The organism is Paenibacillus sp. J22R3 (genome assembly GCF_056269305.1).
The window spans coordinates 117,150-132,447 of the sequence record NZ_JBWDNS010000002.1 but is presented as its reverse complement, the minus strand read 5'-3'; the positions used below and the strand labels follow the sequence as shown (position 1 = coordinate 132,447).

At 49.2% G+C, this 15,298-nt stretch carries 13 protein-coding genes; 2 read left to right on the top strand and 11 right to left on the bottom strand.

The features are described from left to right. Positions 1-98: 98 nt before the first annotated feature. The 5 genes from AC0YN4_RS08915 to zwf all read right to left on the bottom strand — a co-directional run bounded on the left by AC0YN4_RS08915 (position 99) and on the right by zwf (position 7,744). The gene (locus AC0YN4_RS08915) at positions 99-1,415 is read right to left on the bottom strand and encodes an ABC transporter substrate-binding protein (protein WP_475835625.1); all 1,317 of its coding nucleotides are present in this window, start codon (positions 1,413-1,415) and stop codon (positions 99-101) included. 123 nt (positions 1,416-1,538) lie between these two features. Continuing rightward, positions 1,539-3,350, bottom strand: coding sequence for a cache domain-containing sensor histidine kinase (locus AC0YN4_RS08910; protein WP_475781123.1), 1,812 nt, complete (start codon positions 3,348-3,350; stop codon positions 1,539-1,541). 163 nt (positions 3,351-3,513) lie between these two features. Then, complete coding sequence (fsa, locus tag AC0YN4_RS08905; RefSeq protein WP_475781122.1) at positions 3,514-4,182, bottom strand: fructose-6-phosphate aldolase; 669 nt, start codon at positions 4,180-4,182, stop codon at positions 3,514-3,516. Positions 4,183-4,230: 48 nt separating this feature from the next. Next, positions 4,231-6,225 carry a transketolase gene (tkt, locus tag AC0YN4_RS08900; RefSeq protein ID WP_475781121.1) on the bottom strand — a complete coding sequence of 665 codons (1,995 nt, stop codon included), beginning with the start codon at positions 6,223-6,225 and terminating at the stop codon, positions 4,231-4,233. Beyond that, positions 6,203-7,744, bottom strand: coding sequence for a glucose-6-phosphate dehydrogenase (gene zwf / locus AC0YN4_RS08895; RefSeq protein WP_475781120.1), 1,542 nt, complete (start codon positions 7,742-7,744; stop codon positions 6,203-6,205). Before zwf ends, tkt begins: the two co-directional genes overlap by 23 nt. A 113-nt stretch (positions 7,745-7,857) precedes the next feature. On the opposite strand from zwf, the gene AC0YN4_RS08890 reads away from it, so the two are divergent. Next, on the top strand, positions 7,858-8,751 hold the full coding sequence (locus AC0YN4_RS08890; RefSeq protein ID WP_475781119.1) for a LysR family transcriptional regulator: 894 nt from the start codon (positions 7,858-7,860) through the stop codon (positions 8,749-8,751). 318 nt (positions 8,752-9,069) lie between these two features. On the opposite strand, the gene AC0YN4_RS08885 is transcribed toward AC0YN4_RS08890, so the two are convergent. The 6 genes from AC0YN4_RS08885 to AC0YN4_RS08860 form a co-directional block, all read right to left on the bottom strand. Then, positions 9,070-9,786, bottom strand: a complete 717-nt coding sequence (locus AC0YN4_RS08885; protein ID WP_475781118.1) for a GntR family transcriptional regulator — start codon at positions 9,784-9,786, stop codon at positions 9,070-9,072. Beyond that, positions 9,786-10,817 (bottom strand): sugar kinase, encoded by a 1,032-nt coding sequence (locus AC0YN4_RS08880; protein ID WP_475781117.1) that lies wholly within the window; start codon positions 10,815-10,817, stop codon positions 9,786-9,788. The genes AC0YN4_RS08885 and AC0YN4_RS08880 overlap by 1 nt, the downstream gene beginning before the upstream one ends. Beyond that, positions 10,810-11,565 carry a 2-dehydro-3-deoxy-phosphogluconate aldolase gene (gene dagF, locus AC0YN4_RS08875; protein ID WP_475781116.1) on the bottom strand — a complete coding sequence of 252 codons (756 nt, stop codon included), beginning with the start codon at positions 11,563-11,565 and terminating at the stop codon, positions 10,810-10,812. Before dagF ends, AC0YN4_RS08880 begins: the two co-directional genes overlap by 8 nt. Before the next feature lies 1 nt (position 11,566). Then, entirely contained in the window at positions 11,567-12,670 is a 1,104-nt protein-coding gene (locus tag AC0YN4_RS08870) for a DgaE family pyridoxal phosphate-dependent ammonia lyase (RefSeq protein WP_475835624.1), read from the bottom strand. After that, positions 12,648-13,757: an amidohydrolase/deacetylase family metallohydrolase gene (locus AC0YN4_RS08865; RefSeq protein WP_475781114.1), complete on the bottom strand. Its 1,110-nt coding sequence runs from the start codon at positions 13,755-13,757 to the stop codon at positions 12,648-12,650. Before AC0YN4_RS08865 ends, AC0YN4_RS08870 begins: the two co-directional genes overlap by 23 nt. 184 nt (positions 13,758-13,941) lie before the next feature. Further along, positions 13,942-14,712, bottom strand: a complete 771-nt coding sequence (locus AC0YN4_RS08860; RefSeq protein WP_475835623.1) for a DODA-type extradiol aromatic ring-opening family dioxygenase — start codon at positions 14,710-14,712, stop codon at positions 13,942-13,944. A 155-nt stretch (positions 14,713-14,867) separates the two neighbouring features. On the opposite strand from AC0YN4_RS08860, the gene AC0YN4_RS08855 reads away from it, so the two are divergent. After that, a complete protein-coding gene (locus AC0YN4_RS08855) occupies positions 14,868-15,251 on the top strand; it encodes a winged helix-turn-helix transcriptional regulator (protein WP_475781864.1) in 384 nt (127 codons plus the stop codon). Positions 15,252-15,298: the final 47 nt, after the last annotated feature.

Below are 15,298 nucleotides of genomic sequence, written 5' to 3'. Positions count from 1 at the left end.
ACCGCATCTCTCTATCATGCTCTTTCTAACTTGCTGCTTTGTTGAAGAAGAGAGGGTACATGGTTTGACCCCAAGTACCCTCATCAGCAGGTATCCAGTTATTTAATCGACTCTACGGCTTTCTTCCAGTTGCCATTCAACGTTTTCTCAACATCTTCTACCGTTTTGCCGGCAAAAATGTCTGCTGCTGTTTTCTTCTCGTCGTATTGCGCAGCTGCTTTTACTTTCGCGTATCTCTCATCTGTAGCATCATAGATAAACGGAACAAAAGGAGCTGCCTCGTTCGATTTGTTAAAGAACGGAAGGTCTGAAGTTACACCTTCAACAGTAGATGTATTTTTCAGCTCGTTGATATAAGGTTGGTAAACTTCCTGGCTAAACATCCATTCCATGAATGCTTTCGCTTCTTCCACGTTCGCGGAATTTTTGTTGATGGAAACGTATTGATCAGCCAGAGTCATATTCGGAAGCGGATCGCTGGCAGAAGTTCTCCAAGGCATTGGGAATGCGGCAAGGTCGTCGTCGTTGCCCACCTTCGCCAGATGATCTGCATAATACCATTGTCCTAATGCTATAACTGCTGCTTGTTTGGCTTGGAACAGCTGGGTTGCTTGGTCAAAACCAATGCCTAGTGCATCCGGTCCTGCCAATTTATCTGATGCGATTTTCTTGATCATGTTTGCAACCGTTTCGAAGGTAGAGCCCGCACCGAACGGCTCTGCATTAGTAGCCAAGTTCGCTTGGTATTGCTCATCCTTGGATAGAATATGAGGACCAAACTCAGAGAATGGATAGAACGTCCAGTCATCCTTACCGCCAATTGCAAGCGGAATATATTCATTGCTGGCTTTGATTTTCTCGAGCACGTCAATGAACTCATCCATCGTTTGCGGAATTTGCAGATTCAGCTCTTCGAAGATGCTAGGGTGATAGTAAACATACTCAGAGAACGATACCAGAGGCAATCCCAGCGTTTTACCGTCGATCACGCCTGGGAATTTATTGGTTTTCACTACAGGCAGCTCATCAAGCGGAAGCAACGAATCTTTATAGATTTGGAAGTGAGCCGGTTTCAGGTACATCAGATCAGGCAGGTCGCCAGCTGCAAGACGCACCTTCATATATTGACCGCTGTTATCCGGGATCGTTTCCACTTCAATGGAAACGTTCGGTTTAAGTTTGGTGTACTCTTTCACTTTCTCTGTCCAGAACGCGATATCTGTTTTGGCTTCCCACATGCCGAGCTTTAATTTAACAGGCTTAGCTGTGTCTGTTTCTGCGTTAGACTCAGCGGCAGCTGTCGTATTATTACCCGTGTTCGTGTTGTTCTCTTTGCTGCTCCCGCAGCCTGTCAACATCGCTACTGCAAACATACATACCACGAGCAATACAAGATAAAGCTTATTGTTACGCATTGATTTACCCCTCCGTTTGTCATGTTTATCTACGGTTGTTATTCAACCTTCTTCATAATAACCGCCATGTAACCGCATCCAAATGATTGTTGTTAAGGTAAACATGATCTTTTTTGAACCATTCTACGCCGAGATGATCTCGTCTTCATCAGAATTGCTTATGACAGGCAAGAGCAGCATGACGCGCGTACCGCCTCTTGCACTCGCCTCCATATGAAGCCCGTACGTTTTCCCATAATGAAGCTGAATGCGCTGATGTACGTTCAATATCCCCATTCCGCTATAGCTGCGATCTTTGACAGGCTCTTCCGCTTGCCTGCGATAGCTCTCGAGCGCTTGATCCGTCACGCCAACCCCGTTATCCTCGATGCAAACCTGAAGCATCTCATCCTTCATGCCTGCCGAGATATAAATGATGCCGCCGTGATCCTTTCCATTCAATCCATGGATCAGGCTATTCTCAATAATCGGCTGCAAGAGCAGCTTAAGCACGTACAAGGACTTCACACGTTCTTCGATCTCCCAAAACGTATCAAACTTATTCCCATAACGGATTTCCATAATGGACAAGTAATGCTTCAAATTCTCTACTTCATCAGAGAGCCTCGCCAGCCGCCCACCGCGGTTAAACGATGATGACAATAGCCGCATCAGCGAGTTCGTCATATTCTGAATATTGTCCGCTTTACTAATTAGCGCCATCAGCTTAATCGCGTTTAGGGTATTAATTAAGAAATGCGGATTAATTTGCGATTGCAGCACCGAGAATTCCGCCATTCGTTTCGCTCGTTCTTGTACTTCCTGCTGCTTCATCAGCTGTAGAATCTTCACAATCATATGATTGAACGTATTGCCAAGAGTCAGCAGCTCCAGACTTCCGGAGGCATGTGCATGCGTAGATAAATCACCATCCATGACACGCGACATCTGACGCATGAGTCGGTGGATCGGCTTCGTGACATTATGTACAAAATAAATCGCTACGGCACCAAGCGACACCATGATCAGCATCGCGGCAAGCAGAATGATTTTGTTCACTTTCTTATAATTGACGATTAACTCGCTGTATGGCGTTATATTCACGATTGTCCAATCGGCTTCACCGACATTGGCGTATGTGACCAGCATCTTCTTCCCATCGATTGTCTTCAGAAAATGCCCCCATTTTCCCGTAAGCTTCTGAAGCATTGGCCCCAACGATTCTCCCCGCTGCTCCTGCTGCTGATTCGAGGTCACAATGGATCCGTCACCATCTACCAGAAATACTTTCGATGATCGATTCGTATCCTGAAGCAGGATATTGTCGAACTCGCCTCCATTGAATGCAAAATAAATCACTTCAACGTCTGACAAAATATTAAATGCGCTTGGTGAGAAAGAAGCCGTCATGATATTGGTAAGCAGCTTCTCGCTATGAACGACTATAGGCTGCAACCCCTGAAAATGAACTTTATCCTGCTTATTCAACGCCAGTTGATACCAAGCCGCATTGCGTATCGTCCTTTCATTGCCTTCCATATTGCTTAGATAGGTGTAGGTACCCGCCTTCTTGAAGAAAAATTTAACAGAGAGAACATCCGACATGATAGATGACGTATGCTTGTTGAGAATTTTATGCAGCATGCTGATATTCGTTTGTCTTTCCACGGAGGTGGTCTTGTTGATCTCAGATGCAGTGGTAAGTACATCCGGATCCATACTGATTGCCGCGAAGATGCTGATCATTTTGTTAATTTCCTGTTTCGTCGCATAAGCGACGGTTTGTGAGGATTGAAGCGTTCTTTCGGTAGCTTGATTAATGACATCGGTTTTGTACATACGTAGAACAAAGATACTGCTGAGCGTAATTGGAATGATGACGATGAACACGACAAATATGCTAAGAATCGTAGATAATTTCATGCCGTTGGTTCGGGCGAGCAATGCTGATTTCAAAGGTAATAGCCCCCCGTTTGATGAATGTACTGACAGGCAAATCGTAACATGCGGTGTAGGGCCAGAACCATTACGAATGGTATGGGGTTTTTACATAAATGTAGTCAAACTTTCTACTCAGCAACAAAAAAAAGACCACTCCGAGGAGTGGCCTTACGATCGATTACAGCTGTGCAGTTTTCTTCCAGTCGGCAGCGAACTTCTCCATGCCTTGATCCGTCAGCGGATGCTTGGAAATTTGCTCGATGACCGAGAATGGAATCGTGGCAATGTGCGCGCCTGCCATCGCTACGCGAGTAACGTGATCGGGATGGCGGACAGAAGCAGCGATGATTTGCGCATCCAGGTTATGAATACGGAACAATTCAGCAACCTTAGCGACCAATAGAACACCGTCTTCGGAGATGTCGTCCAAGCGGCCAAGGAACGGAGACACATAAGTTGCGCCTGCACGAGCGGCCAGAAGCGCTTGGTTCACGGTGAAGATCAGCGTTACATTCGTTTTGACGCCTTTCTTCGTGAGATAACGGCAAGCTTCCAAGCCTGCAAGCGTCATCGGGAGCTTGATCGTGATGTTAGGATCGTTATTATTGATCTTGATCAGCTCATTCGCTTGCGCGATCATTTCTTCGGCAGTAAGAGCGTCAGGCGTGACTTCGGCCGATACGGATTCGACCTCAGGCACTAATTTTAAAATTTCTTCAATGCGATCCTCGAACTTCACGCCTTCCTTGGCGACCAAGGAAGGATTCGTTGTTACGCCGGACAAGACGCCGGTTTTGTAGGCTTTCTTGATATCTTCTACATTGGCAGTATCGATAAAAAATTTCATGTTTACGACCTCCAGTTATGGTGTTGATAGTAGATAATTACCAGCTTATTAGTTCAGCAATTGTTTCGTTTGACGAACTACATTTTCCGTGGAGAATCCAAAGTACGCTAACACTTCTGTACCCGGACCTGATGCACCGAATGTATCGATCGATATATTCTTGCCGCTTAGTCCCGTGTAGCGTTCCCAGCCTAACGAGATGCCGGCTTCAATGGACACCCGTTTCGTCACAGCAGCAGGTAGAACACTTTCCTTGTAGGCTGCGGATTGACGATCGAACAGCTCTCTACTCGGCATTGCAACTACGCGAACGGAGATATTCTCCTGTTCGAGCTCAGCCTTGGCGTTTACGGCAAGGGAAACTTCCGAACCCGTTGCAATTAGGATGACATCCGGCTGAGCGTTCGTTTCAGCTAGGATATAAGCTCCTTTTGCTACCGCATCAATATTGCCCTTGGTCGCTTCATATACAGGCAGGTTCTGTCTGCTCAAGATGAGCGCAACCGGACCTTCCTTCTGCTGCAGCGCATATGCCCATGCACTTGCTGTTTCATTGGCATCCGACGGTCTGATGACGGTCAAGCCAGGAATGGTACGCAGTGCTGCCAGATGCTCAACAGGCTCATGCGTAGGCCCGTCTTCGCCGACTGCGATGGAATCATGAGTAAATACATAAGTTACAGGCAGCTTCTGCAGCGCCGCCAGACGGATAGCCGGGCGCAAATAATCGCTGAATACGAAGAAGGTGCTGACAAATGGTTTAACGCCTCCATGAAGAGCCAGACCGTTGCCGGCTGCGCCCATCGCATGCTCACGAACGCCGAAGTAGATGTTCCGTCCCGAGTACGACCCTACAGCGAAGGTTTGCTCGCCGCTGATATCCGTCATTGTCGAGTGCGATAAATCCGCGCTTCCGCCGAAGATGGCAGGTACGGTTTTCACAAAATGATTGATCGCATTTCCGCTTGCAATACGCGTTGATACCGTCTTAGCAGAATCAAATGTTAGAATATCTGCTGCAGCAATTGATACTCCGCCGTCGATCACTTGCTCGAGTTCTTGGCCTTGTGCCGGGAATGCGGCTTTATAGGAAGCAAGCAATTGGTTCCACGCTTCTTCTTTGGCCTCCCCATTACGCTTCAGCTGTTCGAAATGAGCTTTCACATCTTGCGGAACCGTGAACTCTTCCTCGTACTCCCAGCCATATACTTTCTTCGTTGCTATGGCTTCTTCTTTGCCGAGCGGATTGCCGTGTACTTTGTTTGTACCCGCTACTTTACTGCCGTAACCAATAATCGTCCGAACCTCGATCAAGGTTGGCTGCGTTTCATTCTGCTTAGCCGCTTCGATCGCTGCAGCAATTCGTGTAATATCATTGCCGTCTTCCACACGGATATACTGCCAGTTCGCCGACTCCGCTCTCTTCTGAATATTCTCTCCAAAGGAAAGGTTTAGCGCTCCATCCAAGGAGATGTCGTTAGAATCATACAATACGACTAGCTTGCCCAGTTTCATATGTCCGGCCATCGACATGGCCTCATAAGAAATGCCTTCCATTAAGTCGCCGTCTCCAACGAGTGCATACGTATGATGATCGACAACCGGGAAACCTTCTTGATTGTATTTAGACGCAAGATGCGCTTCAGCCATCGCCATGCCGACTGCCATCGAAATCCCTTGTCCAAGCGGGCCTGTCGTCGCATCGACACCATCTGTATGGCCATACTCGGGATGCCCCGGCGTCTTGCTGTTCAGCTTACGGAACTGCTTGAGATCATCGATCGAAACCTGATAACCGGACAAATGCAGAAGGCTATATAACAAAGCGGAACCATGGCCCGCAGATAAAACGAAACGATCGCGGTTAAACCATTTAGCATGGCTTGGATTGTGATTTAATGACTTGGACCATAATGCGTAAGCCATCGGCGCAGCGCCCATTGGCAATCCCGGATGACCGGAGTTCGCGCTGTTAATAGCGTCAATGGATAAAGTGCGGATCGTATCGATTGCGAGTTGTTCAATTGTTTGTGATGTAAGCATAGTGTTCCCCTTCCTCTTCTTGTGTTTCATTCACATGTTCTGTATGTTGATCGAACCACCAGTGATATCCATCCTCTGCTAATAGCGCATCGGATGCAGCTGGTCCGTAAGTGCCTGCTTCGTAAGGATAAAGCGGAACCGTGTTCGCTTGGAAAGCATCCAAGATCGGCTGCACCCATTGCCAGGACAGTTCTACTTCGTCCCAGTGCGCGAAGAATTTAGGGTCGCCGTTCAGGGCATCATGAATCAAGTTCTCATACGCTTCCGGCGTGTCGTCTTGGCTGGCGTGGAAGTCGATATTAATCGGCTTGAACTCCCCTTTATGCTGCGGGTCCCTTGTATTTAGCTGCAGCACGATGCCTTCGTTCGGACTGATCTCGAAGACCAGAAGATTAGGCGCTTGTTTGTGGTCATACGCCTGCGCCTCCTTGGAAGTCTCCTTTAACGGCTCCTTGAACTCAATCACAATCCGAGTTGATTTCTCTTTCATGCGTTTGCCTGTTCGTATATAGAAAGGAACGCCGCGCCAGAAGTAATCATCGATCTGCAATCGAGCCGCAATGAACGTATCGTTCATGGATGTACTTGCAATTCCAGGTTCATCTAGGTAACCGACAACAGGCTTCCCTTGAATCGTTCCGGCTTTGTATTGTCCGCGGATAATGCTCGCGCTGATTTCCTGTTTCTGCACCGGCTCAAGTGCTTCCATGACCTTCTTCTTCTTGAAGCGGACCATCTCGGAGTCGCTGTGATTAGGAAGATGGCTTGCCAGCATCATGAGAAGCTGCAGCATATGGTTCTGGAACATGTCGCGCACAGCACCTACATGATCGTAATAACCGGCTCTTTCTTCCACACCGACCGTTTCATTGGCCGTAATTTGCACATTCGCAATGTAACGGTTGGTCCATAACGCCTGAAGGACCGGGTTCGACTGCTGCAGAATCTCGAGCTTCTGAACCATCGGTTTGCCGAGATAATGATCGATACGGAAAATTTCTTCTTCCGCGAAAGCTTTGCTCAGCTTTTCATTTAAATCCCGAGCAGATTGCAAATCATAGCCGAAAGGCTTCTCGATCACGAGGCGCTTCTGGGCAGCCCCAAGTCCGCTAGCCTGGATATTAGCGGCAATGGTTTCGAAATGCTCCGGCCCCACTGACAAATAAAACATCCGATTCGGTTTCGTAACGTGAAGCTGCTGTTCCCGCTGTTCGATGAGGTTCAGCAAATTGCGGTAATCTTCAATTCGGCCCACATCCAGTACGTTGTAGCGGAATGCTTCCAGAAAACGCTCCAGCGAGGCAGGATCTTCTACTACCTTACGTCGCGAATAGGTACGAAGCGATTTCTCGACATTCGACCGAAAGGTTTCGTTAGACAGCTCTCTTCGGCCAAGACCAATTAATGTGAAAGCTTCAGACAGTTTCCCATCGATAAATAAGTTATATAATGCCGGATATATTTTTCGTTTCGCTAAATCACCGGTTGCGCCAAACAGTACAAACGTAGTCGGTTCCATTTGTCCATACTCCTTCCAGTTAAACGCTGGTATCTCTTCTGTACTTCCACTATAATACGAATTGCATCTATACAAGTAATACATATATTTCAGAGGAGCTATAGACCACGTCTATGACCAACAATTATGAGTTGTATAAAGTTTTTTATTGGGCCGCGAAGACGGGCAGCTTAACTCAAGCCGCTAAGGCACTTTATATTACCCAACCAAGCGTCAGTCATGCGATCAAACAGCTGGAAGACAGCTTTGGCATTACGCTGTTTTACAGAAATTCGAAAGGAGTTGCGCTTACACAAGAAGGTTCTTTGCTGTATTCCTATATCGAGCAGTCCCATATCTTGATCTCAATAGCCGAAGAGAAAATGGCCGCACTTAAAAATCTCGACAGCGGCGAGCTGCGAATCGGCGGCAGCGACTCCCTGTTCAAGCATTACATGCTTCCTTATTTGGAGGACTTTAATCGCAAGCATCCCGGCATCCGGCTTCATCTGAATCATGGGACGACACCCGAGGTAATATCTTTTCTTAAAGAAGGCAAAATAGATCTAGGCGTTGTCCGAATGCCGATTGTGGATCCTCAGCTTGAGGTGAGGGAGAGTATTCAGCTGCAGGATTGTTTTGTTGCGGGAGCTCGTTACGCCGATCTGAAGGAGACCGTTCTTTCGCTGGAGATGCTGCTTCAGCACCATCTGATTCTGTTCTCACGCAATAGCCGGGCACGAATGGCGATCACGGAATTATTCCAAAACTACGGCTACACCCTTAAGCCTGAAATTGAAGTCGGCAGCGTGGATCTTCTGATTGAGTTCGCGAAGCGTGGACTTGGTATCTCCTACGTCACAAGGGAATTTGTGAAGAAGGAGCTCGAAGAGGGCTCTCTATTCGAAATTAAGCTGGACGTGCTTCTGCCGCCTTCTCAAGTGGGGATTATGATTATGCGCAACATGCCGCTATCTATAACAGCTACTCGATTTATCGAGTATTTTGATAAATTCTCCTTGCGTTAGCAAAAGAGAGGCTTGGCGGGCCTCTATCTTACCGGATGAAGCGTGGTAAATTTCCATTTTGATACGGGAGCCATTTGTGCCGCATTTGCAACGCCATGCCAGCCCATCGAGCACGACGATTAATGCTGCATTTTCTGCAACATTTCTACGTCAAAAGAGCTCTGGTCACGAAAATGCTGCATGGAATGCAACATTTTTGTGGCCAGAGCTCTTTTAGTCTTTATTTATCTTGGAAATGTTGCATTTCTTGCAATATCAGATCAAATTCAGCCTCCAGAGAGGTCAATTGTTGCATTTCTTGCAACAATCACATGTTGCTTATACGTCGTAGTTGACGACGTAGTGATGCCGTTCGGTATGGTAGTAACCTTCGCTGTATTCGATTAATTCGCCACTCTCGTCGTACGCATAGCGCGACCTCTTAAGCAGCGGTGTTCCCGCTTCGATTGACAGCGCAGTCGTGACGGAATCAGACACCGCCGAAGATACGGAGAATTCATCCCGGTACTTGCTGATTGTAATACGCTGTTCTTCCAGCAAGTCGTACAGCGACTGCGCACCTAGGTCAGACAACTCGATGCCGGCGGCCCGACTCAACAAGTAATGCGTGTAATGAATGTAAGGCTCGCCGTTCAGTTGGTACAATCGCTCGACTCGCAAGCATCGCTCACCGAACAACTGATATGCCGTCGTGCCTTTTTCACTCGGGACATGCGCCGCGCTTAGCAATTGTTTAGCGATCTGATGCCCTTCATCGACCAGCACCTCTGTAAACCGTTTCAGCTTAGACAGCTTGGAAGCGGACGTATTACGGATGACCTTCGTCCCTTTACCGCTGCCCGTCTCCACATACCCTTCCTGCGCCAGCTCCTTAATCGCGTTCCGTACCGTAACCTTGCTTACCCGGAACTCTTGCTCAAGCTGAGGCTCGGACGGGATGTTCGTTCCGACCGGGTAAACCCCGTGCAGAATTCGGTCCTTCACGATGCTCGCGATCTGCACATACAATGGCTTCTTACTGCGTGATAGCTTCATTATCGGATCACGTCTCCATTCGCAAGATCCGTCATCGCACGCTCGATCTCGCGCTCCGTCGACATCGGCGTATCTCCGGCAACCGTATGAGCGAGCATAGCGGCTGCGGCTGCGAAGCGAACGGTACGATCCGGCTCGAATGCGGAGAGTTCACCATGAATGATGCCGCCGGCGAATGCATCGCCCGCTCCGATTCGATCGTAGACGGCAAAAGTAAGCGGCTCTGAAGCAACCGTCAGAGTGCCATTCTTATACATAAAACCACGCAACGAATGCGTGTTGTCTCCGTTAATGGTGCGATGCGTGCCCGCCATCGCGGAGAGGCCGGTGTATCGCTGAGTCACCATCGGCAGCAATTCCGTTAGCTGCTCCATTCGATCTGTTTTGTCCGTCGACATGCCGAGAATGTGGATCATGTCCCGCTCATTCATCATGACGATATCCGCGAGCTCCAGCATTTGTTCGTAATGAGGCTTCGCTTTCGCGTAACCTCCATCTCCCCAATGGGTCGGCCTGTAATTACAGTCGAAGACGACCGTTCCGCCGGTCCCCTTCACTGCCTTAGCAAGCTGAACCATATGCTGTCTCACATTATCGTTCATCGCCAGTGTGATCCCGCAGAAATGAACGAGCTCGATTCGTGCAGCGATAGCGTCGTAATCATATGCATCGAGCGGAGCCGTATTGAAGCTGCTCTCCTGCCGATTGGCGTAGGTGACACGACCCGGCCTCGCGCCGAATCCGTTCTCAAGGAAGTACATGCCAAGGTTACTGCCGCCTCGCCCTACGAAATCTAACGACAAACCCAGTTTGCGCAAATTCGCCGCGGCCGCTTCTCCGAGTGCATTGTCCGGCAGCCTCGATATGAGGCTGCTGTCATATCCGAATCGAGCCAGTGCAGAGGTTACGTTCACGCCGGTGCCGGAGAACGAATAGCGCAGATGATCCGACTGCGACATTAATTCATAGCCCGGCACTTGCAGACGCATCATGACTTCGCCGAAAGCGGCGACACGAGTGCGATTACCCATGGCGATCGACCAACTTCTTCATGATCTCGAGCAGCATGCGAACATCCTCAACATTCGTCTTGCCGGTTGCTTTGTCTACGATCGACGAATAGACATGCGGTATAACCTGCGGTATGCCCGCATCAAGCGCAATGCGCAGTATGGGCTCGAAATTGTCCATGTCGATGCCGCCTGTCGGTTCGAGTGCAAACCCTTCTTCTGCGCAAGCCTTCGCAACAGCTCGCAATTCATCCTCACGACTCAATCCATTCATCGGAAAATATTTGAGCGCATTGCCGCCCATATCGCGAACGAGTGCGATTGCCGTCTTCACAGGCACGATGGCCTGCTCCGGCTGTGCTGCGCTAAAAGGTCCTGTCGAAATATTCACGTAGCCTGCTTGTCCTGTAGGAGAAACAAGGCTGTTGATCCAGCTGTCTCGCTCTCCTAAATTCGCACGTGTAGCGCCAACTGCCGGGAAAACCTGATTAATATGCGTGCCTGGGTAATGCTTCGCGATCTGTGCAACGACGGCCGCCTGCCGATTGTCCCCGGCCCCGAGTCCAATCGAGACCGCGTCATCGATTGCTTCCCCATATCGCTTCATCGCGGTAACGGCAGCTTCCACGGTCGGATAGTCCTTGGAGAGGATACCGACAAGGACATGCCCTTCTGCGGCATCGAAAACTTCCTTCGCATTCTCGATGCCGTTAGCCAGCACATTAAGTGCCGCGCGACTTTTATACAATCGTTTCGTCATGTTGTGCATGTTAATGGCCTCCCGTAAGCGTAACTATTCTAGCTGCAATGACATTCATATCATCACCAAGCAGCGGACGCGGATCGATATCAAAATACCCCTGCTTCACGCCATAATCGCGCGTGTAGATGGCGATATCGCCGCCTTGCAGTCCTTCAACGACTGCCTTCGCCGTCGTGCCGGACAGCGCTGGATCTACCTGAATGCGCGCACGGAATATCGCGCGCCCCGCTTCATCTTGGACAATCGTCACTTTAACGCCTGGCTGCTCGTTCAGCGGAATCAGCGTTTGCAGCGTTACCTTCTCCTGCTCACTATTATCCTTCTTAACCATATACTCCTCGAGCGCTTGGAGCAGCCCGAATATCGTTTCCTTCCCGACCTTCATGCTGCGGCCAATCCCGTGCAGCTGCATTTTGACCATCTCGATATAATCACGTTTGCCCCCGACAATACCGGAGGTCGGACCTTCAATCGCCTTGGAGCCGCTATAGATCGCGAGGTCCGAGCACTTCACATACTTACGAACATCCTCTTCCGCAGCTGCATCCACGATAAGCGGAACCCCTTTTCGCTGCGCCACTTCCCAAGCTTCCTCCACACTAATCATGTTCTTCTGCACCGCGTGGTGTGACTTCACGTATAGAATTGCGGCCGTGCGATCGCTGATCGCGTCTTCGATATGCTCGGCTTTGCCCTCATTCGCATAACCGACTTCAACGAGCTTGCCTCCGCCCAGAAACACCATCGTCTCCACAGGTGCACCGTATTGGACATTATGTCCTTTGAGAATAATGATTTCGTTCTTCGCGATTGCCTCTTGATGAAGCCGTTCGCTCATACGCCGATTGCCTTGCGTAACGATACCCGCAACAGACAATGCAATTCCGCTTGATGCTGAGTTGACGACAACAGCAGCTTCGGAGCCCAGCACTGCCGCAATATGGTCGCCCGCTTTATCCACCAAATCGGCGATTTCCACATAGCGTTGTCCGCCTAGCTTCATCGCTTCCATGACGGTATCGGAAGGTGCCGACACCCCGAGGATGCTCATTCGCCCGCTGGCATTAATAACGCGTTTCAACCTATACTTAGCATTCAATGAATCGCCCATTCGCATATACTCCTCTAACTTTAATTTGATGATCGCCTTCGCGCATGTCTCCCTCCGAATCGACGAACACGCTACGCTCCTCTTTAACAGAGAACAAAGTCAGATTAGCCCGATCACCTGCTTGAATGCGGCCCAGTTCCGGTTTCCCCAACCAATCTGCCGCGTTCACTGTCACGGCTTCGATCACTTCGCTTAGCGAATACCCTAGGCACAGAAACTTCGACATCACATGCGCCAAGCTATATACAGGACCATGCAGCCGATTCCCGCGATAAATGTCCGAACTAATCGTATCGAAGCGAATTCCGTTTCGCCTCGCCGCCTCTGCCGCCTTGAAAGAAAAGCTGGCTGTGCCGTGTCCGACATCCATTCGAACGCCTCTCGCGATAGCCGCATTCAGCTCCAGAATCGGACTTCCGTCCTCGCTGAATAAGTTGTTGCTTTTCCCGTTCAAATAGTGCGTTACAACATCATTTCTCACGAGCAGCGGTAGAATCTCTTCGATTCTAGGAGGAGCGGAACCGATATGAACCATCAAGGGCAAAGCGGTTTCTTCAGCCAGCTCCCTGGCCATATTCAAAGGCCGAATACCGTTGTCGCGAACGACGCTGCCGCTCATTCTGGCCTTCCAGCCGACGATAAAATCGGGATACGCTTGGACGGCTTGCAATGCGGCTGGTCTATCGAGCCAAGCCAGATCGGACAGCTCGTCGATCCGCTGCAAACCAATCTTCGAAACGTTCAGCAGCGCGAACACGGTCGTCATCGCCCTCTCGCGGCTTGTGGCCAATTCGCCGATTCGATCCGCGCCGCAGCTGCCTGCGTCAACAATGACCGCAACGCCTTGTTTTACGCCGATCTCGTCAATGTCATCCCCATACGGGTCAAAATCGGGGAATGCATGAACATGAAGATCGATCCAACCGCTCGATACATACCAGCCGGAACAATCTATGACTCGCCCGGCAATCGAGGCATTGCTTGCCCCCGCTGCCGTTATTTCCGCTATGACGCCGGCCACGATCACAATATCGACTTGCCGACCATCCATGAGTGCTGCCCCGCGTAAAACCAAATGATCAGTCATCGTAAGCCCACCTTTATTTTTGCCGAAACGAAACGAATAGCCATCAGAATTTAGATTTTAACGTTATAATGTTTAATCTACATGGAAACAAGTTTAGCGTCAACAAACATTATAATGTTTAAGTATTCCACTCTAATAAAAAAAAGCCCACCTGTCCTATCGACAAGTGGGCATTCCTTATTAACTAGAACTGATAGCTGAGATTGCTCATGGAGCCATATTTGATTGGCTCATCGAATAAGACCCGAGCTTGCTGTCCCGGCATTCCGCTCCCAAGCGCGATGAGCAAAGGTACGAAATGTTCGGCACGAGGTACTGCTTTCTTGGCATGCGGAGCTAATGTTTCATAGTTACTCAGTGCCTCGATGTCTCTTGCAAGAACTTTATCGGTAATCCAATCCGTGAATTCTACGGCCCATGCGCGAGGCGGAGCATCCATGTTCCGATCGAACTCATTGAGGTTGTGCGTCAAGAAGCCGCTGCCGATTACGAGGATGCCATCCTTCTCAAGTCCCTGCAGCGCTTCCCCGATCGCAATTTGCTGTCTGGCAGGCAAGAAAGCATTTACGGAAACAGGAACAATGGGTATATCGGCTTCCGGGTAAGCATGACGCATAATCGGAAATACTCCATGGTCGAGACCCCGATATTTGCGCTGAACCGGAATGTTATGCTTGCGCAACCGTTCTTCCACCATGGACGCGACGATATTGGACCCTCTTGCCGGATACTGTACCTGGTAGTACTCGGGCGGAAAACCGTAATAATCGTATTCCATCTCATGGATGTCGTCCGTGGCCGCGATTGTTGTAACTTGGTTCTCGAAATGGGCGGAGAAGATAACGATCGCTTTGGGACGGACTGATTTACCGAAGCGATTCAAGAAAGAGGTAAATTCGGACTTCTCGAAAATCGTAAATGGCGAGCCATGCGCCAAAAAGACGGGCGAAAGCATATTGTGACCTCCTTAGTAGAGACATACCTATCCCCTTGAATGAATATAACTATAGACTTATAATATATTCTAGCTGTATTCTCGGGAAGTAGGATCAATCAAATTACCTAGTATCCAAAAAGTAACCATAGATAAACACTGGAGGAATTACGATGATGAACGATGGTGGGTGCAAGATCGAAACGGCGTTAGAAATTCTGGTCGGCAAATGGAAACCCGTTATACTCTTTCATCTTTTCGGCAACGGTACGATGAGATTTAGCGAACTGCAGCGTGCCATGCCCGACATCTCCAAAAAAATGCTCACCTCGCAGCTCCGGGAATTGGAATATCACGATATCGTTCACCGGGAGGTCTACCGCCAGATTCCCCCGAAAGTGGAATATTCCATTACCGAATACGGTGCCAAAATGACGCCATTACTTCAAGCGATCGGCAATTGGGGAATGGAGCATGTGCAGCATTTGAACGAGATGTATGGCGCTGACCGCGCGGTAGAGATATTCGAAACAAAAGAGAATAAGCTTGCGGGCAAGTAACCCGCCGCCGCGACACAGAAAAAGCAGTCCTGACCATCAAGAACCTT